Source organism: Pseudomonas sp. NBRC 111139, assembly GCF_001753955.1.
Classification (GTDB): Bacteria; Pseudomonadota; Gammaproteobacteria; order Pseudomonadales; family Pseudomonadaceae; genus Aquipseudomonas; species Aquipseudomonas alloputida.
In genome coordinates this window covers 1-24,091 of sequence record NZ_BCBP01000028.1, presented here as the reverse complement: position 1 = coordinate 24,091, position 24,091 = coordinate 1, and the positions used below count along the sequence as shown (strand labels likewise).

Sequence of the window (24,091 nt, the reverse complement as noted above, 5' to 3'; positions counted from 1 at the left end):
ATTAATCGTCCGGAATATCATTGACTTTCAAGACTAAGCTAAAGCTCTGAATGGTTTCTCCATTTTCCGACTTCACAGCAAAGAAGGATGGTTCTAGGCTTATTTCTCCATTTCGTAGGTATGACAAAAGGTCACGTTCGAGGTTTTCACCAGTCATGAACTCTTCAAAAGTAGGCTCCATATTTATAAGCCCCTCATTCGAGAGATACCCGAGATCTTCACTAAGCTCTTTAGATGTATTGATGAAGACGCGTTTGGCATTGTAATCATCTTTCAATTTCTCAATTAACGAGTCAAGGTTCTCTACAGGGTCGCTCTCTTCATGAGTGACAAGTTTTTTCAGTTTTTGAGCTTTAACCTCGTTGAGAGCCCGCCCGCCCACAACCTCCGTCACATACCTATAAAACGAAGACAGATCAGTGTGTCCAAGCATCCAGGCAATTGTATTGAGCCTGTTGTTTGGTGCTGAATTGAAGAATATCAGTGCGAAGAAACGTCGCAGTGGATGGGGACGCAGATAATGCCTCCGCTTTACGCCATCCTCACCGGTATCAGTTCCTGTCTCAAAGAAATCACTTGCCATATCGAAGTAGTTATACAGACTTTTTTTAGAAAGATGCGATAGCTTTCCATCGAGCCTTCCAACGCTTATTAAGAGATTGTCTTCACCTCGCAAAAAACCTTGTTCTTGCAAGTTTGAGTGAAACTTCTTAAGTTTGAAAATTATTTTGGCAACAATCCTGGGGATTGGACGCTTCAGTGTTTGACGGTTTGTTCCAGTACCCGTCTTCCTGCCTTCAAAGACTAGAAAATACTGTGTATTTGAATTGGGTTTTTGGTATGGGTCAGTATCCGGATACAAGCAGGTGTGCGCCTTGAGGTGATTAAGTTCTCCGCTCCTTCTAGCGCATAACCCACATACCGCTATGCCTGTTGCACCAATAAGAACTTGATAAAGTTCACAAAGCCCAACGCCACGACGAAGGTCGCTGAAGAATGTAGTGTCATTCCGATTAATCGACCAATGTGTGCATTCAAAGTCTACTGGGTGCTTTTCTTTTTTCGGATCGGGCTTGTGGTGTAATATGCTTCCCCTCGTTAAATGGTATTCGGGGTGGATTATTTGAAATAGGATGGTGCTAAGGATAAAGTCCGCATGCTCAACTATGAATTCTAAGCTGCACCTCAGACCGTGCCCGATAACATCGAGTGGTGCAATCTGGTAGCGACCATCTGGTTTGATAGGTGAAGAATGCATGATGCGGCGTGCGGTCAATGAGAATATGGCATCTCTATCAATGTAAAAATCTTTGTCTGGGTAAGAAGACACTTTTCTGAATGTGGAAAGATACCGGTCTACACTGTTTTTCGTCATTCCCTCAATATAGCCATTACGTATTTCTATTGCGGGATATTCTGTAGCGTATCCCTCTAGGCCTATGTCGAGTTCTAACAGTCGATTAGGTTTCTGCCTGTGACCATGTAGCGTGTTTTTGTACAGAACCTCAAGAAGTTTAGGGGTCCTGAATGTCCAGCATTTATTTCCAGGCCTGTACCAGCCTTTTTTCCAGAAGATATATCGTGCCTTGATTAGTTCCTCATCTGTAAGGCTCAATGTTCTTTCGTCGAGAGAGGGCAGGTCCGCAAGCGCGGGAAAGGCAGTCACTTGCTCGTTGAAATCAAGAGCATCCATTTGCAAAATTTCTTTGCGGATGTAAGTCTCTGTTCGTGAAGTCAATTGATAAACAGCCTCGCTGACAGGTAGGTCCGCTACGGTGATTAAAAAGTCTATATAATCGCTTTCCGTTATCAGCCCGAGGCCAAAATCACAAATACTGAACCTGTCACCATTAAGGATTATCCAGTCTATCGTATAGAGCACCCTTGTGAGTTCTGCCTGAGCATAGAGTGGCTTAAAAAAACATCCGTTGAACCGTGGATGAACCTGGATTGCGATCCAGTATTTGAATAGATCAAGAAGTGAGCGATTTTTACCTTGAGTTAGCAGCAGTCCATTGGCTAGCCGGATGTGGAAGTTTATTTCTCGTTCAAAAAATCCACCTTCGGCATCGGGCATTTTTTGGTGCCAAACATTCAGAACGTAATGAGTTTCTTCCGAAAACCAGTATGGTCGATATATTGGAGATCCGATAGTGAGCGTTGAGAAAACCTCATCACGTATTCTGCCAGCGTCATTCCATAGATCATTTTTCTCAAAAAGCTCCAATAGTCGCGCAGCTTCCTCAGGTTCAATGTGTTTTTGTATAATCTCATGATTCGACATTGACGAGTCATTGGTAGTAGACTGATTATGCTGCTTCATAGACTGCCTCTTGAATGCGTTCAGTTATGGCGTGCGACACTGGGGTGTTTTTGAAAAGATATGCGGCAGATTGAGAACAGTTGCTTCCGATTACTCCTTCGGAAGCCAGATTAGCTGCAACTTTTATCAGGCACGCTACTCTGTACCATTTCATGGCTGATTCATTGACTGGGATCTTTTTGCTAATTGCATGACTCACTAAGTCATAGACAGATAGGAGGATTAAGATTTTCTCCTTGTTTAGACTGATATAGATACGATCAGCATGAGTAGCCGTCTTGTGGTCAATGCGGCGCATGCTTTGTCCAGATATTTCAAAGTCATAATCAGAGCGAGAGTTTTGTAGGAACCATTCAACTTCTTCCATGGTGTTAAAGTCCATGCATTCAAGCAAATGCTTGCTGGGTTTCATTACTTCATAAATAATTGCATTTTGGTATTGTCTTACCCAGCGCTCCATTACGAAGTACCGTATAGCTGCGGGGATGTAAGCTTTCATAAGGTTTTCGCTGCGCTCTTTGTGGCCAGCAGCTTTTGATACTTCATCTTCGCTAAGTGTGTTGAGGAATACTAGCACCAGAGTGTCTGCTCTAATTGAGCGTAGGGTGAGTCTTCTAAGCAATGTCTCGCTGTCGGAGTGATATGTGTTTTTAAATTCCGTTAAAATGTTATTCTTGAACTTGTCGGATTTTGAGTTTTTGGTTATGGGTGTTAATATTGTTAATTTGTGCGGATAGCTAAGTCCTTTTCTGGAGGAAAGTAACAGGGATCTCCAGTCAGTGTTGTTTGTATGCTTTAAGTAATCCCTGGCTTCCTGTGTAAGATCTACCAAGGAGTCAAATAATTCAGACGATTCGCTGTTAAGTTGAACCGATAGCGTTCGTTTTGCCCTTGCCTTAATGCTTCTAGCAACGTTTAGTATGTTGGCTTGTGTGAGACCTGTTTTGGCGCCAAATTTATTGTGAAGCTCGAAGTGTAGAAGCCACGATGGTGTGATTTGTGCGTGAAGTGCTGTGATTAAATAGATGAATGGGTTAAGTATGGCTGGCTTCAGCATGTAAATGTGTTTCTGAATTTCTTCTGAGGGCAGTCCCGTTGTCCGAAGGGTTGAAAAAGAAAAGTATGGGTTAGCGGCCCATGTGGCGGCGATGTCAGCACTGTAATAGTCTTCGTTGAACTTGAGGCCTTCAAAACAATTAAATACTCGACCTTTACTCGCAGATGCCTTATAGCGGTTCAGTAATCTGAGTTCTTCAGCGCACGTTTTACGACAAGCCTTCAATAATGCTTCTCTATTTAAGAGTAGCTGGTTTTTTAAGGCATCTAGAGCTTCATCCGTTGTTAGCGTTAGCGGGATCGGTGTAAATGTACTGTTGTATTCATCGCTGCTCTGATGGATAGCATTTTTGTATGTTGGAATAAGTATTTGATGGGCGGGCTCGGCCACAAAATATGACCCAGCAAAAATTTTATTAAAAATGCCAACTTTCACGGCCCAGGAATGGTAGAAGGTTTTGAGGCAGTTCTTTTGGGATACAGCGTAGAGATAATCTTGAGTGAAACATTTTTCCATGAAGTCATTTACAAGATTAGGGTCTCTCAATTTTTTTAAGAGTGCCGTTGACGGATGCTGGTGACAGATCTGTCGAATAATGGATTCAAAGATTTGTTTGTGATTCGAAACGGAGTGGTGTGAGTAAATTCCAAGTTTCTTAGAGGCGCGTTTTAAGATATAGTTTGTGGCTTCTTGCCCATATAGTTCGTTGAACTCGTTTAAATCCACGAAAAACTTCGTTCCGGTGTTGGATTTTATAAACCAACCTTCATAGCGCTTCAGTCGGCTGAGGTCTTTCTCGCAAGACGAGTAAAATCGGATTGAGTGATTGGTGCGATCTTTTGATGCGCTCTGGCGAGTTCTTGAAGGGGTTAAGGGAAAACAAAATGTCAGCGAGAACATTCGCAGGACTTCTGAGTAGTTTGAGGCTGCCATTCGCCGACTAAGTTTCGTATGTTTTAGTAAGAAGCCTTCAAAACCAGCTAGCTTTGATGAAATTGAATTCTCAGATCTGATATCTTCTACTGTGAGTGTGATATTTCGAATGTCAAAGAAAGCACTCACGAGCGCAATCAGTCGCTCCCAATTACGACTCACGTCTTGATGCGTAATTCTCCCCCTAATCAACTCGGCTTTGATTTCACCAGCGATCGCGCGGAGTGAGAAACGTGTGATGTATTTGGTATCAATCATATCGCCACATGCATCGCGTTGGTGCATATAGCTCACTATAGAAGTTCTGCGTCGTCAACAATTTAATTTTCTTGCAACGGGGAAATATTGGCAGGAAAGTTGCCTGGGTTTATATGGTTTTTGTTCTTTTCGTTTTATTATAGGCTTATATTATGTTGGTGCCGATATTGTTGTTCGATTTTGTTTTGCATTGTTTTCAAGGTAAAGTCGTCTATGTTGTGATTTTTGTAACTACTTGCACTTAACGATGGTGCGCTATTTTGTTCGTATTTCAATTTTTTGGATGTGTATTTTGGTGGTGCGGAAATGATCGTTCTTGACGACCGTCAAAAAAAATGGAAGGAAAAAATCTAAGCGAAGCCCTTGTTTCCTCTGCCTTCTAGATGTTTTTGATTACTGTCGTAAATAGGAAAATGAGCGATGTCGAGAATATCGCCAATCAGCTCAAGCAGGCCAATGGCCGAATCATGGGCGGTCTGCAAGGTCTGGGCGTCGCTTCGGCCGCTGCGGCTATCTTCCAGGGCCAGCTCCAGCAGACCGATCACCGCATTCATCGGGGTACGGATCTCATGGCTCATGGTGGCCAGGAAAGTGCTTTTGGTCTGGCTGGCCTGTTCGGCATCGTCTTTGGCCTGGCGTAACTGTTCCAGCAGCCCACGGCTCAGCGCGAGCTGTGCCTGCAGTGCGTGCTGTGCCTCAGTTCGCTGGTTGATCAGCTTGCGCAGGTAGCTGTTCCAGAACACCACCCCGGCCAGCAGCAGGGCCGACAGCACCAGCACCTGCAAAGCCAGGGTGCGGTAGTCGCGCCATGGGCTGTCGCTCACCAGTGTGCTGGTGCGCCAGCGGTTGATCAACTGGTCCAGTTCTTCAGGTGGAATGCTTAGCAGCGCCTTGTCGAGAATGGCCTGCAGCTGTGGCTGGTCGGCGGCTACGGCAAATGCGGCAATGGCCGGGGCGTCGTCGAGCACGCTGGCAATGCGCAAACGGTCCTTGAACACATGGCTGATGTAATAGGCCGCATTGATATGGCTGCTCAGGGCCACGTCGGCAACACCGTTGGCCACGGCCTCCATCTGGCCCAGTGGGTTGTCAACTTCGACTATCTTGGCCTGCGGGTATCGCTGTTGCAAAACGGCCTGCAGCGGTGAGCCGCGCACCAAGGCGATGCGCTTGTCATCCAGGGCCTTGGTCTGTGCAGGTGATTCACCGTCGTTGCGGGTGACAAGCACGCGCGGGCTGACCAGGTAGGGGCGGGTGTAGCGCAGTTGCTTCAAGCGGTCGGCACCATAGCCCAGCGCCCCGATCATCTGTGCCTCGCCGTGCACCAGGCGGTCGATCATGGCCTGCGATGAAGCACTCTCGACGGGTGTGAACTGCAGCCCAGTGCGCAGCGAGATCTGCTTGAGCAGGTCCAGGGTGATACCGCTAGGGCGGTGCTGAGCATCGTTGAACGTCAAAGGTGCCAGCGAGGTATTGACCAGTACGCTGATAGTGGGGTGGGCGGTGATCCAGGCTTCTTCTTCTTCGCTCAAGGCAGTGAGGTGGCGCTGCAGCAGCAGGCTGGTGTTACCACTGCTCCAGCGGCGCAGAATGTTCAGGCGTTCACTTTCGCTAATGCGTGACAGCGCCTTGTCCACCAGCCGATGCAGGCGCGGGTTGTCGCTGGCTATGGCGAAGGCAAAAGCCTCTGGAGCCAGTTGGGAGAAATGGTCGATTTTCAACGTGCCCTGAAAACTTTTGCCGATCATGTAGTCGGTGCTGATCGCATCGCCCAGATAGGCGTCTGCCTCGCCCAGCACCACAGCAGCGAGCCCGGCCAGGGTTGAGCGGTACAGGCTCAGTTGCGCCTTTGGGTACAGGGTGCGAACGCTGACGGCCGGCAGGTAGTGATCGACCATCGCCAGGCGCAGGCCGGCGAGGTCGGGCGTGCTTTTCAAGCTGTGCCCCTCACGGGTGACGATCACTGGCAGGTCGTCGGCATAGGGGGTGCTCAGGCTAAGCTGGGCGTCTGCCGCTTCGAAGGCGTTGGAGCTACCTAGCAAGTCGATATGGCCATCACGCAGGGCAGTGATGGCCTCGTGACGGCTGTCAAAACGGCGTACTTCAATGGGTATGTCAAGCTGTTCGCCGATGATGCCGGCGTAGTCTGCGCTTAACCCCTCATAGTCATGCTGACTGACATTGATTTCGAACGGGGGGTAGTCGGGGCGCGCGCTACCCAGTATCAGGCGTTGGCGATTTTTCAGCCAGTGGCGATCATCGCCGGATAACGCCAGTGGGGCAGCGGCACTGATTGAGCGCGCCAGCAGATGGCGTGGTTCGCTGCTGGCCTGCAGCACCGTGGAGTTGGCCAGACCGATAGCCAGAAGGACGCTCGCCAGCAACTGTTTCATGGTAGCCGAGCGCTCAATAGACGCTGTTGCGCTTGGCCAGGTCGACCATTTCCACGAGAGACTCAGTCTTGAGCTTTTCCATGATGCGGCCCCGGTAGGTACTGATGGTCTTGGCGCTGAGGTTCATGCACGTGCCGATGTTCTTGTTGTTCTCGCCGCGCGCAAGGCGCCGCAGCACTTCCATTTCTCGGTTGGAGAGACTGGCCAGGCGCACTGGCTCGCTCTCCAGCGAGTTGCTGTTGACCGACATTTGCGGAAAGGTCGAATAACCTTTGGTCAGGGCCTTGAGGGCGAACAGCAGGGCCTCGTGGTCCTCTTCCTTGGTCACGAAGGCACCTATCCCGGCATCCAGGCAGCGGCGTACATACAGGTCAGTGGCCTGGCCGGTCAGCACCATGATCTTCGGTACCGGCTCCAGGCTCTGCAATCGCTTGATGACTTCCATGCCGTCAAGGCCAGGCAGGCCGATGTCGAGAATGACTACGTCCGGGCGCAGTTCGCGGGCTACCTGAGCCACTTCACTGCCATTGCCGACCTCGCCGATGACATGGAAGCGCTCGCGCTCGAGCAGTAGGCGCAGGGACAGCCGGACAATGGGGTGGTCGTCGACGATCAGCACGGTTGTCATGAGGAAAACTCCTGTAGGGATGTGGTCCGCTTCCTGGAACACTCAGGAATACGTCTGCAAGTGGGGTTATCGGAAGCGCTGCACGATACGACCATTCCCGAAGTTTGGTAATGCCGAGTATAGAAGTGTTGAAAACCCCAGTGCTTTTTGTTGAAAAGTCCTACAAGAAACAGGAAAGACATCACCCTGAGAAAGCGGTGATGCCGCTTCTTTGCAGTTGTTCAGGCGCAGGCAGCGTGCGGTTTGTGTATACGCAGTGTGGAGGCAGGGTTGTTGGCCAATGCCTGGCCGACCCGCGTCGGGCGGGCTACCAACTGCCCGGTACAATTTGGGCAGCGGCCTTGGAAGCGGGTTTCGGCACAGGCACGGCAGAACGTGCATTCGAAGGAGCAGATCATAACGTCGGGGCTGTCACCCGGCAGGTCGGCATCACAGCACTCGCAGTTGGGGCGTAATTCCAGCATGGGCATGGCTCCTGTTCGCAGGCGGGAACCCGGAGTCTGCTACGCCCGAGGCAAGGCTGGCAATGTTCAGTCGCCAGGGCGGTACAGATGGGCATGCCCGGCACGGTACAAGGCCGATTCGGCGAACGGTGTATCCCCCAGTACGTGGCCTACCAGGATCAGCGCCGTGCGCCGGAAATCCTTGGTCGCTACGCGTTCGACGATATCACCGAGGTTGCCGCGCACCCAATCCTGGTCTGGCCAGGTGGCCCGATGCACCACCGCAACCGGGCAGTGCGCGCCGTAGTGCGGCATCAACTCATCGACAATGCGCGACAGGTGCTTGACCCCCAGATGAATTGCCAGGGTGCTGCCATGGCGCGCCAGGTCGCCTAACTGCTCACCCGGCGGCATGGGCGAGCTGTCGCCATAGCGGGTGAGGATCACGGTCTGCGCCACTTGAGGCAAGGTCAGCTCGCAGCCGAGCAGGGCGGCGCTTGCTGCCGTGGCGGTAACGCCGGGGATGATCTGGTAATCGATGCCCAGCGCCTGCAGGTGGCGAATCTGTTCACCGATGGCGCCGTACAGGCTGGGGTCGCCGCTGTGCACCCGGGCCACATCCTGACCTTTTTCGTGTGCGCTGCGCATGGCAGTGATGATCTGTTCCAGATGCAGTTCGGCGCTGTTGATCACGGTTTCGGCCTGGTGGCCTTCGAGCAGGGCGGCGGGTACCAGTGAACCGGCATAAATGATCACCGGGCACTGACGAATCAGCCGTTGGCCCTTGACCGTGATCAGCTCCGGGTCGCCGGGGCCGGCACCGATAAAGTAGATGGTCATGCAAAGTCCTGGCAAAAAAGAGGGTACGAAACGCTCAGCAGGCCAGGGCGAGCGTCGCCGGGCCCAGTACCTGGCGCGTTAGCAGCAGCCTGGCCGTACCCTGCCGCTGGCTGGCCAAGGCCAGTGCCGCGCTCTCGGCTACGCCCCAACAGCCACTGTGCTGGTGGGCAGCGGCGGAACGGTGGCTGAGCAGTGGTTCATAGGGTTGCAGTTGCGCGCCATGGTACAGCACCAAGGGCAAACCGAGGCGCTCTGCCAATTGCTGCAAGCCGGGCTCGTCGGCCTTCAGGCTGATGCTTGCGATGCCGCGCAGGTCGGCCAGCGCCAGGCCCTGGTTGTCCAGGGCCTGGCGCAGCAAGCGTTGCAAGGCATCCGCCGGGCAACCCCGGCGGCAGCCAAAACCGGCATAGAAGGCAGGCATCAAGCCTGGCTGGAACGGCGGAACAGCCAGGCGCTGAGCAGGCCCAAGGCCAGCCAGAAGGCGGCGTTGGTCAGCCAGGAGGCGACTTTGAACTGGGTTTCCAATGCTTCAGGGGCCAGGCTTTCGTGCACCTCGGGTTGCGGTGCACCGATTACATGGGGAATGACCAGCAGCACGGCGCCCAGCGCCTTCAGCAGCCAGTGGCGGGCGAACACCAGCAAGGCCAGGCCCAGCGCTGTGGCACTGGCTGTACCAACCCACCAGGTTTGGCGTTGCCCCAGGTCGGCGGCCGCAGTCCCCGGCAGTTCTGGTGGCAAGCCCAGGGTGGGAGCCAGGCAGAACACGGCGAAGCCAGCCAACCCCCACAATGCGCCAGTGGTAGCGCGTTTGGGCTCGCGAAGGCTGTACAGGGCGGCGAGGATCAGGGCGAAGCCGACTGCGACCACCAGGTTGCCGCCTGTGGTGGACAGCACGCGCTGCCAGCCGTCTTCCGGCGACCAGGCTTCGGCGCTGTGTTCATGAGCGGCCACTTCGCTACCGTGTTCGTGGTGTGCGGCCGGGGCCGAGGACTCGTAGGTTTCCGCCTCCAGAATCAGCGGAGCCACCCAGAAGCTTTGCAGCAAGGTCAGCAACAGGGCTGCAAGGAGCCCGCTGAAACCCGCAGTACGGGCAATGCGCGTGATCATCAGGCGTACTCAGTGGCAGGGGAAGGCGGCGCTGTGGCGGGTGTCGTGGGCAGCGTTGTGCACAGCCTCGATGTGCGAGAACCCGGCAAAGTACACCAGGCACAAACCCAGCAAGCTGGCACCGACGGCGATGATTACACGCTGGCTGAGGGTAACGGGGGTAGCAAGGCTGTGTTGTTTGGCGCTGGTGACGGGCATGACGCGATCCTCTGCTTTTTGTGGGCAATGGGCGAGCGCGGCAGCCCCGGACGTGGTCGCCCAAGGGAATGCAACAGCGCCCGCCCACCGCGGGGTGTTCATGAACGCCAGGCCGGTCTCCGGGCTTGCGAGGAAGAGCTGGGCTCCTGGAACGCGTCACCTTCCCATGCCGCACTACAAGGCACAGTGGTACAGACGCTTCACTCGCTTACCGTTGCGGGGGCAGCACCGGCATTGTCCGGCCCTGCTGAAGGGCCTGGGACGCACCGGTTTCCCGTTTCACCCCCTGAGGGGCACCTGAACGTGAGGCATAAGGAGAGCATGGGGCGGGCTTGGCGTCAATGTCATACAGCGCGCGAGGCTGCCGAGCAGCAGGTAGGACAGGCTCAGGCCTGCCGTGTTCTTCCAGCAGGCAGAAGTGCAGAAACCGGGCGATCACCCGCGGGCGAATGCCGCCAGCTTGTCGCCATCCAGGCGGTAGCGCACCCACTCATCCTGCGCCTCGGCCCCCAGCTTCTGGTAGAAGCCGATCGCTGGCTCGTTCCAGTCCAGCACGCTCCATTCCAGGCGCCCGCAGTTGTTCGCCAGCGCTTCGCGGGCAATGTGCTGCAACAACTGCCGGCCGGCGCCATCGCCGCGTTGTTCGGGGGTTACGTACAGGTCTTCCAGATAGATGCCATTGCGCCCGAGCCAGGTCGAGTAGCTGTAGAAGTACACGGCAAAGCCAATTGCACGGCCATCACGCTCGCACATCAGGGTGTGCACAGTGCTGCCTTCGTCGAACAGGCTGTGCTCGATGTCGGCAAGGGTGGCGACTACCTCGTGGCGCGCGCGTTCGTACTCGGCCAGTTCAGTGATGAAGGTGAGGATCTGCTCGGCATCGGTACGAACGGCAGGGCGAATGGTAAGGCTCATGGTGACGGCTTCCTTGATCCGGATTGTCGGTACAGTGATGTGTATCTGCGTAATTTAATAGAACTGTACCGGTTGCTGGGAGTGGCGCTCCGTTAGTGTGACAGCACCCATAAAGAAAGTGGAATGCCCGCCATGCTTGCCTCTGCCGACCTGCTGACCGCCTTCGTGCTATTTGCCTTCGTGTCTTCCATCACCCCGGGTCCCAACAACACCATGTTGCTGGCCTCGGGGGTGAACTTCGGCGTGCGCCGCTCGGTCCCTCATGCCTTGGGTATCAGTTTTGGTTTCATGATGATGGTGCTGGCCGTCGGCCTGGGGCTGGGTGAGGTATTCAAGGCCTGGCCACCCCTGTACACGGTGCTGCGCTACGCGGGCGCCGCCTATCTGCTGTACCTGGCCTGGAAGATCGCCACTTCCGGGCCGGTCGGCACGGCCGCGTCCAGTGCCCGTAAACCGCTGGGCTTCTGGGGGGCGGCGGCGTTCCAGTGGGTCAACCCCAAGGCTTGGGTGATGGCGGTAGGGGCGATTACCACCTACACGCCAGCGCAAGGCTATGTAACCAACGTGATCGTCATTGCGGCCTTGTTCGCGTTGGTCAACTTGCCCAGCGTGGGGGTATGGGTGATGTTCGGCAGCGCCCTGCGCAACCTGTTGCAAAACTCGCGCTGGCTGATGCTGTTCAATGTCGTGATGGCCCTGTTGCTGGTGATTTCCCTGTACCCGCTGCTGTTTGTAGAATCAGCGTTTTCCTGACCCCGAGAGTACAGTAAGCCGATGCAGTTGATTCCCTGGTCCCACGAATGCGCCGAAGGTTTCACCCTGCGTGGCTGGCGAACCCCGGCCAGTGGCAAACCGCTGCTGCACTTCCTGCATGGCAACGGCTTCTGTTGCCTGGCTTACCAACCGTTGCTGATGCGCCTGGGCGAGCATTTCGACCTGTGGCTTTGCGACGTTCAGGGCCATGGGGACAGTGACCATGGTGGGGTGTTTCGCGGCTGGAACCGCACCGCTGCCTTGGCGGTGGAGGCCTTTCAGGGCGGACGTGGCGAGTATGGCGACGTCCAGCGGTTTGCCGTAGGGCACAGCTTTGGTGGCGTGCTTACGGGGCTGATCCTGGGCAGTGAGCCGCAACTGTTCGCACGTGCCGTGCTGCTCGACCCGGTACTGTTCAGCCGACGCATGATCGGCGTGATGGGGGCGGCCGCCCTGGTCGGCCTGCATCAGCGCCACGCCCTGGCCCGCAAGGCTGCCACCCGCCGCAGCCACTGGCCCGATCGCGAGTCGGCGTTGGCCTCGCTGCAAGGGCGCGGCATCTTCAAAGGCTGGACCCATGCGGCGCTGCAGGCCTATGTCGAGCATGCCATCGGTGAGTGTGGCGAGGCCGTGGTGCTCAAGTGCCGGCCCAGCCGTGAAGTGGAGATCTTCAGCTCATTCCCTAAACGCATGTGGGCCAGTCTGGCCGCAATCAGGACGCCGACACGGGTGTTGTATGGCGAAGACACCTATCCCTTTGTGCCACGTTCGGTCAATCGCCTGGCGCTGCTAAACCGCAATGTGACCGCACGGCAAGTTCCCGGTGGGCATTGTTTCATGCAGGAAGACCCGGCCATGGCGGCCGAGCAAGTGCTCGGTTTTTTGCAGGGTTGACTGTTCTGCAGATGGGACGATGCATGCCATTTCAGCCGTCTACCGCTTGATTGGCATCATTGATAAGGTTACCTCAACCAAGAGAGGAGCCTTCTCATGAAAACGATTCTGGGTATTCACCGCAGCCCTCACGCACATTGGGTGGGTGATGGTTTCCCGGTGCGCAGCCTGTTCACCTACGACAACCTGGCCAGCCGGATCAGCCCGTTCCTGCTGCTGGACTACGCCGGTCCGCATGATTTCACCCCGACCCAAGCACGACGCGGCGTAGGCCAGCATCCGCATCGCGGCTTCGAGACTGTGACCATCGTCTACCAAGGTGAACTGGAGCACCGTGATTCCACCGGTGCTGGAGGCTTGATCGGTCCAGGTGACGTGCAGTGGATGACGGCGGCCAACGGCATCATTCATGAAGAGTTTCATTCCCCGGACTTTGCACGCAGTGGCGGCACGCTGGAAATGGTCCAACTGTGGGTGAACCTGCCGGCGCGGGACAAGCGTGCAGCGGCCGGCTACCAGACGCTGCTGGCCGGCGACATTCCGGTGGTAGCGCTTGACGGTGATGCCGGGCGCTTGCGAGTGATTGCCGGTGACTACCATGGCCACCACGGGCCGGCCAGAACCTTCACCGCGATGGACGTGTGGGATTTGCGGCTCAACGCCGGCGCGGCCTTGCAGTTGCCGGTTGCTGCCGGGCGCAATGCAGCGCTGGTGGTGTTGCGTGGTAACGTTCGAATCAATAGCGAGCGCGAAGCAGGCCCGTCGAGCCTGGTGCTGCTCGACCGGGAGAGTGTAGACGTAGCTGTCGAGGCGCTGGACGGCGCAAGTGTGCTGCTGCTCAGCGGTGAGCCAATCGATGAGCCGATCGTCGGCTACGGCCCGTTCGTGATGAACAGCCAGGCGGAGATTGCCGAGTCGTTCGATGATTTCCATGCCGGGCGGTTTGGGCAGATGCAGGATGAGAGGGGAGGTGCCGCGCACTGATCCTGTTGATTGGGTGGCCTGTCCCGGCCCTGTCGCTGGCAGGCCATCTTCCCACGGCTACCCGGCTGGACATTGGTCAGCGCGTTGCTGACCAAGACCACTCGTCGTCAAGTTTGCTAATGCAGTCGAACACTCGGCCCTCGCGGAGAATCTTCCACTAAGGTGCTAAAGGATCCCCCGCAAGCTCATTGCCCGGGCGCATGGACAGCTGGCCGAGCATGCGCAATATCAATTGGCGCCCCGCCCGACAAAGGCGTACTCCCAAACAACAGGCCATCCCACAGAGAGGGTCGTACCATGTCGTTGATAGGCGTTTCGATACTAGAGATGCGGCAACTGATCGAGCAGGCCTGCTTGCCAGACCGCTGTGAAGTCAGCTGCCCGGACGGCGCCAACCTGACCATCCGCCTGGGCCAGGGCCAGGATCTCGATCAGGGCGTGACCCTCAGCGGGGTCGCGCTGCAAAATCTCAACAGTTGCCGTGACCTTGTCAACCTGGTGGAGCAGCTGCATGCGCTGCGTGACAACCACCCGGCGCCACTCAAGGCGATTGCCTGAGCGCGCCTGTCGTGCCCCGGTCAGCCAAGGCTGGCCGGGCTGCTGAAAGCAACGCGCTGGCATGCGCCCAGGCAGCCACAACCCCCGTTGATCGGCTTATTGCAGTTCCAGCAGCAGGTTCAATCCACCGTCGCCGCACTTTCCCTTCTCGCGAACCACGCCGTGGTAACTCCGCCCATCCCAGACGAAGGCCACACTGTGAGCTCGGTCGATCTTGTCAGGCAGTGGGGGGCACACGTGCAGGCGCAGCCCTGGGCGACCCTGCAGGTTGAGGGCGGCGAGCTGGCATTGGCATTCCACGCGTTGCGCCACCGGGCCGAACAGGGTGTCGCGTACGTAATCGAGCTGCAGCGAAGCATTGGGTGCGCGGCCAGGCATCTTCATCGGTACATGGCTCCGTTGCAACGGCTCGAAGAACCAGGCGGGTTGGGCATGGCAGGCTCCAGACAAAAGAAAGGCGGCTTATCATTCGAAGCTTGCCTGGCCAAGATGTTCAATGTGTTTCATGTGCGTTCATCTTGTTTTGCGCGGGGTGGCAGATGACGGCCCCTGTTCAGGCACCCGCCTTGCGCAAGGTCAGGTTGATCCGCCGTTCGCCCAGGCGCGGATGCACACCGGGTTTGATCGGTAGCACGCCGTGGAAGCGCAAGCGGTCTTCGCCGCCCCAAACCAGCACATCGCCGTGGCTCAGCGCAATGCGCTGAGCCTTGTCGGCACGCTGCAGGCCGCCGAACAGGAACACCGCCGGTAAGCCCAACGACACCGACACGATCGGTTGGCCGAAATCCTGCTCGTCGCGGTCCTGGTGCAGACTCAGGCGTGTGCCTGGCAGGTAATGGTTGACCAGGCAGGCATCCGGCACAAAACCGTCAAACCCGGCCATGGCTGCCGCGCGGGAGGCCAAGGCGAGCAGAACCGGGGGCAGGGCGGGCCAGGGCTGGCCACTGAGTGGGTCGCTGGGGCTGTACCGGTAGCCATGTTGATCACTCACCCACCCCAGCGTACCGCAGTTGGTCAGGCCCACTGCCATGCGCAGGCCTCCTGGGGTGTACATGTGCCGGAACGGCGCAGCACGCAGCACCGGACGCAGGGCATCGAGCAGCGCCTCGGTTTCGGCCAGGGCGAAGCCGGGCAGCAGCACAGTGTGGCTGGCCAGGCGTTGCGGCTGGGCGCCGAACAGGTCGAGGTCGGACTGGATCATGCGGCTGCACATTTTCGAGCGGTTTGCCATTGTACCCGACCGATACACGTCAAGGGATCGCACACGCCGATCGGATCGAACGATTGCAGAGGGCGGGATAACAGAAAAAGGAACCGCGGCACCAGGGAGAGGAGCACCGCGGTTCAAGGGGGAGCGGTTTACTGCTGGGTCACAGTGGCCAGGTTCGCGCTGCCCAGCTGGGTGATGGTGGCGGATTGGGCGACACCACTTTGGTCGACGAACGCCTTGTTGCTTTGGCCTCCCTGGGTCACGTAGGCGACGTTGATGCTGTCAGTCTGTTTGATGGTGGCTTCGTTTCCGCTTCCGTAGAGTTGGTTGGTGTAGCTCTGGTTGCTATAGCCGGACTGGTCGAGCGTGATGGTGTTGCCGGTGCCCTGGCTGCTGCCGTAGGCATAGTTGTCGGTCCCACGCTGGTCGGCGATCAGAATGTTGTCAGTGCCGTTCTGTTCGAAGTACAGCTCGTTGCTGACGTCATCCTGCTTGGTCGACATCTGGTTGCCTTTACCCGTCTGGGTCAGCGTGGCCTGCTGGTCAGCGCCCTTCTGGGTCAGATTGACACCGTTGCCATTGCCCGTCTGGTTGATGGTGGCGTTCTGGTTGGTGCCGAACTGGCCACCCATCTTGGCGCCTTTCCAGTTACTGGCGGTGATGCTGTTGCCATTGCCTTGGGTGTTGATGGTCAGGTTGAGGTTCTCACCATTCTGATAGGTGAAATGCAGGTTGTTGTTGCCGGTTTGGGTAATGGTGGTGGTCGAGTTGTTGGTCTCGAACTGGTCCGACCAACTGGCGTTGGCATTGCCTTGCTGCGACAGGCTGACCTTGTTGCTGACGCCGAAGCTCTGGTCGATATAGCCTTCGTTCGACTGGCCGGTCTGGACTACGGAGGCCTGGCTACCGATCTGTGTGTCCTGCCACACTTCCACGGAGTTGCCGCCCCCGTACTGGCCAATGGCAATGGTGCCACCGGTGCCTTCGCGCTGGTCGCCATAGGCCCAGTTGTCGTGGCCATCCTGATAGACCTGGATATCGCCATCGATATGGTTCAGGTGCTCGGCGGCGGCGTAGTTGTCCTGGCCGGTCTGGTTGACGGTGCTGCGGTTGTTGCTGCCACCAAAGGTCTGCTCGATGAACGCTTCGTTGCGCTGGCCGGATTGCCAGCTGGTGGCTTTGCTGCCTTCCTGGCTGTCCTGCCACACGGTGGATTTATTGCCGACGCCTTGTTGGGTTTGCAGCGATTCGTTGTTTGACCCTATCGACTGGCTGGCGAAGGCATCGTTGTAGCTGCCTCCGGCGTGCTGGGTGATCTGGCTGCCGTTCTCGAACAGTTGCTCAGCGTAGCCGGCGTTGTACTGGCCGGTGGCGCTCTGCTGAATATCGCTGGTGCTTTCGGTCTGCACGGCGAGGTGGTTGTGGCCCTTGCCAGTCTGGTTCTGGGTGGCCGAGGCGAAGGATGCCTGGGTCTGAGAGACTTCGGCGATGTTTTCCTTGCCGTCCTGGGTCTGGGACGAGGTGCTGTCAGCAGCCATGGCCTGACCTGCGAGGGCCAGGACGATAGCGGCACTTAACGGAGCGAGCTTGTACATGGTGGTGCCTCCAGGTCTATCGGTATTGGGTGATCTGAACATGCTGGCCATTGCCAGCCTGGGTCACGGAGCTGTTGAGCCCCGAGCCGGACTGCACGATGCTGGCGCTGTTGTCGTTGCCGATCTGCTCGATGGCAGCGTTGTTGCTGCTGCCACTCTGGCGAATCGACGCGCTGTTGCCATTTCCCTGTTGGCGGATGATGGCCATCAGGTCACTGCCTTCCTGCAAGATGTACGCTTCCTGGGCACCGCCGGACTGGACGATACGGCCCAGCAGGGCCTGACCGTTCTGGTCGAGGGCGGCGCGGTTGCCTGACCCTTGCTGCTCGATCACCGCAGCCTGGCCGGCACCGGCCGGCAGCAGGCGGATGATCACGGGTTCACCGAGGTCGTTGCCGGGTGCGAGGTCGGCATTGTCCATCAGGTCCTCTGCCCAGCAGGCCTGGCCCGCCAGGGCCAGGCAGAGCAACAGGGGGTACAGCCGTTTCATCGAAGCCTCCGGCTTTTACTGCACGACTACGTTGACGGTGCGCGTGGTGCCTTGGCTGGTTGTGATCGTCGCCGTCGGTGCCGCAGTCGGGATGATCGTGGTGCTATTGCTCACCGCCAGGCGCCAGCGGCCGGTCAGCGCTACCGTGGCCGTACCCAAGGTCTGGACGCCGGTAGTCGTGGTTACCCGCACGGTTACGGTATTGCCGGTGGTCACCGACGAGGTGCCACTGATGTCCCAGTTGTAACGGTTGTTGGAGCGCGCCGTGACCGTGGCTGCCGTGACGGCGAAGGTTTCAGCGGCAGGCCGAGGCGACACGTTGACGGTGACCGTACCTGGGGTGGACAGCCCCCCCAGCGAGTCACGTGCCTGGTAGGTGAAGGTGGTGGTGAAGGCTGTGGTTACAGTGGCCGGTGGGGTATAGGTGACGGTTGTGCCGTCGGTGCTGACCGTGCCGCGGCCGGCGGGCGGCTGGGTGATGTTGGTCACGCTCAGCGGTACGTTGCCTTCTGGATCGGTGTCGTTGGCCAGTACGTTGATGGTCAATGGCACGCCCAAGGTGGCGACGGTTTCCGGGTTGGCAGTCGGTGCCTGGTTAGGTGCGACGTTGATCGTGACCGTGGCCGGTTCCGATTTCAGCCCCTTGGCATCCACCGCCCGGTAGCTGAAGTTGGCTACCAGCGGTTGTGTGGCCCCGGTCGGCGGCGTGTAGGTAACCGAGGTGGTGCCATTCATCACGACGCCGCCAAGGCCGGTCCCGGGTTGGGTCAGGTCGCTGATGGTCAGCGGCACGTTGCCATCCGGGTCGCTGTCGTTCAGCAGCAGGTTGAGTGTGATCGGTACACCGACACTGGTGCTGCCGACATCGGCCTGGGCGAGCGGTGGCTGGTTGGCGGCCTCGACCGGGGCGTTGCCGACCACGATCACTGGCTCTACATCACTACCGCCGCGGGCAGACTTGACCGTAACGGTGGCGGGCGGTTGCGCCAAGTCGTTGACCGTGATGCTTTGCAGTGTGCCCGATTTCGACAGGCGGCCGTAGCCTTGGGCGAGCAGGTCGGGGACCGCTACTTCGTCGCTGGAACTGGCCTCGATCAACAGACGTTTGTTGGCCCAGTCGTAGCGTGCGGTGCTGACTTTGACCACGTCGCTGAGCTTGCTCGAGAGCGCAGTCGGCTGGGTGCCGCCGACTGCGTTGCTGGCGGTGACAACCACCACCTCTGGCGGCACCGACTGGTTGAACTGCTGGCTGAAGAACAAACCGTTGTTGTCCGAAGTCAGGGTGAACTGACAAGGCGAAGGCGGCGTGCCGATCAGTGCCAGGCCATTGCGCATACACAGGCTGGCCTCACTCGGGGCCTTGGCGAACACCTCCACGCGGGTACCGCTGCCGTTGCGCGAGTAGGTGGCGCGCTCCAGCGTGACCGGGGTTTGTGCTCGCGGGTCCAGCACCTTGCCAGACACTGTGAACGTGTTGGTCTGAATGGCGCCCGCGGGCCCTTCGATGCGCACGAAGTTGGTATTGAAGGGGCTACCGGTTACCGCTTCGGTGATATTGGGGTCGCCGATGTAGGTTTCGGTGGTGCCAGTGTCAGGATTGACCTCTGTATACGGCCCGCCAACCCCCTTCAGCCAAGGGCCGATCGCCCCCCCCAGCGCCCCCCGGAAGTTGCCGGGAGCGCCAATGCCTATGTCCCGGGTGATATTGATCGCGCGACGACCTGCCGTGGTGACGTTGACCGTCTCCACCCCGTAAGGGTGCGTGATGGTGTAGGTACCGGTGCGTGGGACCGAAGCGCGGATACGGATGCGGGCGAAGCTTTGCTGATCACCGTCTACCGGGTTTTCAGCCGCGAAGGCTGCCTCTATACCGGCAACGTAGACCTCCAGTTCATAACCGCTGTTACCTACTTGTGGTATCGAGGTTTCGGCCAGGAACCAGAACATCTCGGGTGGCCAGTTATCTGGAAATACCAGCGGCAGGGCATCGTCATAGATCCCGGGCTCGGGCAACAAGGTGCACATGTAGGCGGGCGCCCCTGGTGCGCCTGGCGCACGGGTGCTGGTGGCACGCGACTGGCACAGCTCCAGGGATTGGTCGAGGCTGTCCTTGTACCACATCGGATAGCCACCCGTGGCGAAGGTGTAGGGCCCCGGGTCGACATCAGACAGCGCGGCGAACGCGGCGCTGGTAACGGTAAGAGAGAAACCGGCGGCCAACAGCGCACGGCGCGACCAAGTGTTCATGCTGCCTCCTTGAAGGCTGAGCCTTTGTCTGTTCATGGCACCAGCACCACGTCTTCGGTGTCGCTACCACCGTTGGCGCTGGTGACCTGCACCTTGGCCGGCGGAATGGGCGAGAGGGTCATGCTCAACGTCTTCACGGCGCCGGTACCGCCCAGGTTGCCGATCAGCGTGCCGTTGCCGGTATGTGCGGTAAGTACTGGAGGTGTTGTTTCGTCACTGGTGCTGGCCACCAGGGTCAGCTCGCCGGTGGACAGGCGGTACTGGGCCTGCGTGATGGTGACCAGGTCGGTCAGGGGAACGTTGCTGGTGGTCAGGCTGCTGGTCGGGATTGCCACGCTGTTGTCAGCGGACAGTGTCACGAGGGTTCCGGCCGCCGGGTTGAGGGCTGACTGGGCGTACCAGGCGCCGGTGCCGTTGGCCTCGGTGAGGCTCAGGTTGGGGGTCTGACTGGTCAGGGTGACGCTTGCCGGTGGCGGCGGGGCCAACACGAAGATGTCTTGCTGGGCGATGAGGTCGCCGTTCTCGGTATGGCGTGAGTAAGTGCTGCGTTGTGGCATCAGCGGGGTTGGCAAGGCCACTTCGGAAAGCTTGCCCGAGACAGCGAACAGCTCGGTGCGCAGGTCGATGCCACCAGGGCCCTCAATGCGTACGTAGTTGGTGTTGAATGGGCTGCCGGTGACCCGCTCTTCCAGGTTCGGGTCGCCGATGAAGCGCTCGTTGCCTTCGGTGTAGGGGCCGTTGACACTGCGCAGAAACGGCCCGACATCACCCTTGAGTGCGCCGGTGAAGTCGCCTGCCCCGGCGATGCCGATGTCACGGGTCATGTTGATCGCCCGGCGCCCTGCAACGGGCACATCGAACACTTCAACGCCATAGGGGTGGGTGACCACGTAGGTGCCCGCGGTGGGTACGTCGACCCGGATACGGACCCGGGCGAAGCTGACCTGGTCACCCTCGACAGGTTCTTCGGCAGCGAATGCCGCTTCGATCGCCGTGCCATAGCTGAGGTCGATGCCACGGGCGGCGTCGACGATGGCAGCGTCGGCAGTGAACCAGAACGCTTCGTCAGGGAAGTTGGTGGGGAAGACGATGGGTTGGGTATCGTCGAACACACCAGGCGTGGGCAGCAGCGTGCACATGTATGAAGGTGCACCAGGTGCGCCGGCGACCCGGGAGCTGACGGCCTTGGTCAGGCACAGGTCGAGGGTACGACCGTGGCTGTCCTGGTACCAGGCGGGGAAGCCGCCATTGGCAGGGACGTAAGCGCCTGGATCGACAGCGTTCAAGGCGGCCTGCGCGGGAAGCTGGAGCATGCCGGCGAAAATCGCCACTGCCAGCGGGTGGGGTATCGGTCGGTGCATGAGTCAATTCCTCCTGCAAACGGGCCCATGGACTTGGGGCGTCTGGGAGGAGATCGGCAAGAGCTGTGCCAAACCCTGAAAAATGCGTTGCAGGCCTTGTGGGGCAAGGGGCGAGCCTCTCCGCGAGGGATTTTGCAAGCGGCTGGCGGTGGGCAGCGTTCCCCCAAGGTTGGGGATTGGGGGCCGGTAATTTCAACCCGCTTTTCGATGCAGAGCCGAGCGCTGAATACAGTCAGGATCAGGCAGTAGGCGCGGCCGGTTATTCTTGCGATCTGGAGGCCCGTGGTTTGCGTGGTTTTTTCGCCGGCCGCTTACCAGGCTTGAGCTGCCAGCGGTCGGCGTTGGCGAGCAGGCGTGCCTGGATTGCGGGTGGGTAGTCGCTCAGGGTTGTCACGGGTGGGACTGGCTTGCCGGGCAGGCCGGCCTCGCGGATGACCTTCGGCCAGCGCGGTCGCCAGCACAGCAGCAGGCTGAGCCAGTGGCCGGTGCCGATGATGATGAACGCGGGCCAGACAAACAGCAGCGCAACTTTGAACAGCCAGCTGCTTTTGCGGAAGAAACGCCCAAGGCCTTCGAACTGGGCGCTGAATGCCTGGAGGGGTGAGGGTAGCTGGGTGCTCAGGCGGGGGCGGGGGATGGCGTGTGGGCCTTCTTCCATGTAACGACGGATGAATTCCCACTCATCACGCAGTTCGCTGCCGCCTTGGCCTTGTTTGCCCAGCAGGGCCATTTCCATGTGGGGCAGGCCGGTGCGGCTGGGGTGCCAGATTAGGCCGAGTCGTATTCCAACGCTTAGCGAATCATCTTCTGGGCGAATGCCCGTGCTGCCGGTTGTTTTCCAGGGGAAGGTGACGATGCCACCACAGTAGCTGGGTCGATGGAGGTGGACCTGTTGAGTTATTCGATTGAATCGAATGAGCAGATGGCGGCTGGTCAGCATTTCCAGTCGGGTCAAGCTTACTCCATATTTTGTGTAAAAAAATATCGTAGCGCCTGATACGAGTGCCATCATGAATGTCAGTGCCACCATCAGAAGTGATCGAGCCTCACGGTCTGCTATGTCTTCCCAGAGAAAATACAATGTGGAGATTGTCGTAACACCTATAATGGGCATGATTCCGCCTAGCGTTGCAATGGTTATGAGTCCGCGCTTCTCCTCTGAGCCGCCACATCGCATTTCAATAAATGTTTCGTTGAAAGCGAAAATCGGTCCGCGTGTGTGGGGTTTTTCGCTAACAGTTTGGAAGTGTATGTCCTCTTCCAAATCCCCTTCGTAAAATTCCTGGGTGGCGCGCTTCTCAGCAGATGTTAACTCTGCTTCGTACGCTTTTCGTTCGGTCTCTGACTCGGTTGCCATTTGCCAGAATCCCCATTCAATCAAATACATTACAGAACCTCGCTGAATGCGGCATGTAGTGCCATCAATTCTTCTTGCTCTTTGTAAGGCTCCGAGTTTTTCCCCACGCGGAAGCTGCTGCGTTTGCACCACTTTTCCAAAGCGTCATCTTCAAAGATGTAAATGATCACCGTCAAAACGTGCCCTATCCAGAACGCGCCGAGAACTAAACAAGCGAGCAGTAGCCTCGCCGATTACGCACTGGCCGGTCTGCTCGGCAAAGGCCAGGCCGTTGATGAGGTCGGCGTTGTCATAGCGGTCCAGCGCTTGCAACAAGCGTTCGCTGACCACCCAGCGGGTATGGTCCTTGGCGCGGTCTTCGGCGGTAGCCGGAAGTGATGGTTCAAAGAGTCCATGGGTACGCTCCATCTGCAAGGATGATGTATGGCATCAATTGATCTCCTTGGGCCTTCTGGGCGTGCGCGGTTTGCGTGGCTTTTTCTCCGGCCGCTTGCCGGGCTTGAGCTGCCAGCGGTCGGCGTTGGCGAGCAGGCGTGGGACTGGCTTGCCGGGCAGGCCGGCCTCGCGGATGACCTTCGGCCAGCGCGGTCGCCAGCACAGCAGCAGGCTGAGCCAGTGGCCGGTGCCGATGATGACGAACGCGGGCCAGACAAACAGCAGCGCAACTTTGAACAGCCAGCTGCTTTTGCGGAAGAAACGTCCAACCGAATCAGTGAAATCCCACCACGCCAGCAGTGAACCCCCGGTGCCAGCTAAACTGGCGCCCCATAGTTTCAAGCGCCCTAGTCAGCGCGCTTCCCGCTGCCCGGCTCGCCGGACACTTGAGCCACGCCAACATCGTCACGGGCACGGACGGCCATTCGTACCTGTTGCGCTTCCACACCGCCGCGGCTCTGCTAGTGCTGGACAGGCACCGTGAGCTGCCTGGGGTTAGCGAATGGCTGGCTCCCATCCATCACTGGTGGGCCCCCGTGGCACACCCGAGCAAGCGGTTGTGGATGCAGATATCCGGCGGTAATCAGCCTCAATCCACGCACTGTCCGCCAATCACGTTGAACGAAGCGTGTTGGGCCGAACTGGCGGGTGACCCGCTGAGCTATCAACTTGCCGAGTTGCTCAAGAACGAGCAGTCCTGCCCGACCTTGCACGCTGCCTGCCACGGCACACGGGTTGGCTTGATTCAGCACTATCTGGATCAGGCGCGCGCGCAAGGTCTGGGGCGTGAAGAAGACCTTATCAGCTATGTGCTGATGCTGGCTCGCGGTGGCGAACAGCTCGGTAGCTCGCCAGCCTGGCAGGAGGCGATTGCCGCCACGCGCGAGCAGCAGACATCCCTGATGGACAACGTGCAGCGCTGCCTGCGCACCAAGGACTGAGGCACAACACAACCATGGACTCACTCAGCGAAACCCTCGAACTGTGCAGGCGCATCACCTCCGGCTACCGCCCGGCCCTGCGCAACAGCCCCGTCGCCGACTGCACCCGCCGCTTCGAACTGCTGCCCCTGCGCTACGCCGCCGTCGGCGGCAACCCGGCACAACGTGCTC

The 24,091-nt window shown here is 58.1% G+C and carries 21 protein-coding genes, 3 pseudogenes and 1 riboswitch; of the genes and pseudogenes, 5 read left to right on the top strand and 19 right to left on the bottom strand.

Annotation, left to right across the window (positions count from 1 at the left end):
• Position 1: 1 nt before the first annotated feature.
• The 10 genes and pseudogenes from BJQ17_RS32060 to BJQ17_RS10465 form a co-directional block, all read right to left on the bottom strand.
• On the bottom strand, positions 2-2,284 hold the full coding sequence (locus tag BJQ17_RS32060) for a hypothetical protein (protein WP_256559560.1): 2,283 nt from the start codon (positions 2,282-2,284) through the stop codon (positions 2-4).
• A 25-nt stretch (positions 2,285-2,309) separates the two neighbouring features.
• Positions 2,310-4,598 (bottom strand): hypothetical protein, encoded by a 2,289-nt coding sequence (locus tag BJQ17_RS30980; protein ID WP_139139764.1) that lies wholly within the window; start codon positions 4,596-4,598, stop codon positions 2,310-2,312.
• A gap of 389 nt (positions 4,599-4,987) precedes the next feature.
• Positions 4,988-6,964 (bottom strand): annotated as a pseudogene (locus BJQ17_RS10500) (transporter substrate-binding domain-containing protein); the annotation flags it as partial.
• A 13-nt stretch (positions 6,965-6,977) separates the two neighbouring features.
• Complete coding sequence (locus tag BJQ17_RS10495) at positions 6,978-7,592, bottom strand: response regulator transcription factor (protein ID WP_003253824.1); 615 nt, start codon at positions 7,590-7,592, stop codon at positions 6,978-6,980.
• Positions 7,593-7,813: 221 nt separating this feature from the next.
• Positions 7,814-8,056, bottom strand: coding sequence for a DUF1272 domain-containing protein (locus BJQ17_RS10490; RefSeq protein WP_003253822.1), 243 nt, complete (start codon positions 8,054-8,056; stop codon positions 7,814-7,816).
• A gap of 66 nt (positions 8,057-8,122) precedes the next feature.
• Positions 8,123-8,875 carry a precorrin-4 C(11)-methyltransferase gene (gene cobM, locus BJQ17_RS10485; protein ID WP_003253819.1) on the bottom strand — a complete coding sequence of 251 codons (753 nt, stop codon included), beginning with the start codon at positions 8,873-8,875 and terminating at the stop codon, positions 8,123-8,125.
• 34 nt (positions 8,876-8,909) lie between these two features.
• Positions 8,910-9,296 (bottom strand): cobalamin biosynthesis protein, encoded by a 387-nt coding sequence (locus tag BJQ17_RS10480; protein ID WP_003253817.1) that lies wholly within the window; start codon positions 9,294-9,296, stop codon positions 8,910-8,912.
• Complete coding sequence (locus BJQ17_RS10475) at positions 9,296-9,982, bottom strand: CbtA family protein (RefSeq protein ID WP_003253815.1); 687 nt, start codon at positions 9,980-9,982, stop codon at positions 9,296-9,298. The genes BJQ17_RS10480 and BJQ17_RS10475 overlap by 1 nt, the downstream gene beginning before the upstream one ends.
• Positions 9,983-9,991: 9 nt before the next feature.
• Positions 9,992-10,180 carry a CbtB domain-containing protein gene (locus BJQ17_RS10470; RefSeq protein ID WP_003253813.1) on the bottom strand — a complete coding sequence of 63 codons (189 nt, stop codon included), beginning with the start codon at positions 10,178-10,180 and terminating at the stop codon, positions 9,992-9,994.
• 92 nt (positions 10,181-10,272) lie between these two features.
• A riboswitch (cobalamin riboswitch) is annotated at positions 10,273-10,496 on the bottom strand.
• A gap of 119 nt (positions 10,497-10,615) precedes the next feature.
• A complete protein-coding gene (locus tag BJQ17_RS10465; protein WP_003253811.1) occupies positions 10,616-11,095 on the bottom strand; it encodes a GNAT family N-acetyltransferase in 480 nt (159 codons plus the stop codon).
• 123 nt (positions 11,096-11,218) lie between these two features.
• Here BJQ17_RS10465 and BJQ17_RS10460 point away from each other — a divergent pair, with 123 nt between their 5' ends.
• From BJQ17_RS10460 to BJQ17_RS10445, 4 genes are all read left to right on the top strand, one after another.
• On the top strand, positions 11,219-11,848 hold the full coding sequence (locus BJQ17_RS10460) for a LysE family translocator (RefSeq protein WP_012052198.1): 630 nt from the start codon (positions 11,219-11,221) through the stop codon (positions 11,846-11,848).
• Between the two features lie 21 nt (positions 11,849-11,869).
• Positions 11,870-12,742 carry an alpha/beta fold hydrolase gene (locus BJQ17_RS10455; protein ID WP_003253806.1) on the top strand — a complete coding sequence of 291 codons (873 nt, stop codon included), beginning with the start codon at positions 11,870-11,872 and terminating at the stop codon, positions 12,740-12,742.
• A 96-nt stretch (positions 12,743-12,838) separates the two neighbouring features.
• A complete protein-coding gene (locus tag BJQ17_RS10450; RefSeq protein WP_003253804.1) occupies positions 12,839-13,726 on the top strand; it encodes a pirin family protein in 888 nt (295 codons plus the stop codon).
• A gap of 297 nt (positions 13,727-14,023) precedes the next feature.
• Entirely contained in the window at positions 14,024-14,284 is a 261-nt protein-coding gene (locus BJQ17_RS10445; RefSeq protein WP_033725899.1) for a DUF1652 domain-containing protein, read from the top strand.
• Positions 14,285-14,380: 96 nt separating this feature from the next.
• On the opposite strand, the gene BJQ17_RS10440 is transcribed toward BJQ17_RS10445, so the two are convergent.
• From BJQ17_RS10440 to BJQ17_RS10400, 9 genes and pseudogenes are all read right to left on the bottom strand, one after another.
• A complete protein-coding gene (locus BJQ17_RS10440; protein ID WP_003253801.1) occupies positions 14,381-14,668 on the bottom strand; it encodes a hypothetical protein in 288 nt (95 codons plus the stop codon).
• A 169-nt stretch (positions 14,669-14,837) separates the two neighbouring features.
• The gene (gene alkB / locus BJQ17_RS10435) at positions 14,838-15,497 is read right to left on the bottom strand and encodes a DNA oxidative demethylase AlkB (protein ID WP_019751428.1); all 660 of its coding nucleotides are present in this window, start codon (positions 15,495-15,497) and stop codon (positions 14,838-14,840) included.
• 146 nt (positions 15,498-15,643) lie between these two features.
• Positions 15,644-17,089, bottom strand: coding sequence for a curlin (locus BJQ17_RS10430; protein ID WP_003253796.1), 1,446 nt, complete (start codon positions 17,087-17,089; stop codon positions 15,644-15,646).
• Between the two features lie 16 nt (positions 17,090-17,105).
• Positions 17,106-17,579 carry a curlin gene (locus BJQ17_RS10425; protein WP_003253795.1) on the bottom strand — a complete coding sequence of 158 codons (474 nt, stop codon included), beginning with the start codon at positions 17,577-17,579 and terminating at the stop codon, positions 17,106-17,108.
• 15 nt (positions 17,580-17,594) lie between these two features.
• Positions 17,595-19,826, bottom strand: a complete 2,232-nt coding sequence (locus BJQ17_RS10420) for an Ig-like domain-containing protein (protein WP_070095991.1) — start codon at positions 19,824-19,826, stop codon at positions 17,595-17,597.
• A gap of 32 nt (positions 19,827-19,858) precedes the next feature.
• Positions 19,859-21,187, bottom strand: coding sequence for a hypothetical protein (locus BJQ17_RS10415; RefSeq protein WP_003253790.1), 1,329 nt, complete (start codon positions 21,185-21,187; stop codon positions 19,859-19,861).
• Between the two features lie 259 nt (positions 21,188-21,446).
• Positions 21,447-22,574, bottom strand: a complete 1,128-nt coding sequence (locus BJQ17_RS10410; RefSeq protein ID WP_070095990.1) for a DUF6708 domain-containing protein — start codon at positions 22,572-22,574, stop codon at positions 21,447-21,449.
• Positions 22,575-22,694: 120 nt separating this feature from the next.
• Positions 22,695-22,952, bottom strand: coding sequence for a hypothetical protein (locus BJQ17_RS10405; protein ID WP_070095989.1), 258 nt, complete (start codon positions 22,950-22,952; stop codon positions 22,695-22,697).
• Between the two features lie 21 nt (positions 22,953-22,973).
• A pseudogene (locus tag BJQ17_RS10400) lies at positions 22,974-23,255 on the bottom strand (hypothetical protein); the annotation flags it as partial.
• Positions 23,256-23,326: 71 nt separating this feature from the next.
• Between BJQ17_RS10400 and BJQ17_RS10395 the strand changes: the two are divergent.
• Positions 23,327-23,920 (top strand): annotated as a pseudogene (locus BJQ17_RS10395) (hypothetical protein); the annotation flags it as partial.
• Between the last annotated feature and the right edge of the window lie 171 nt (positions 23,921-24,091).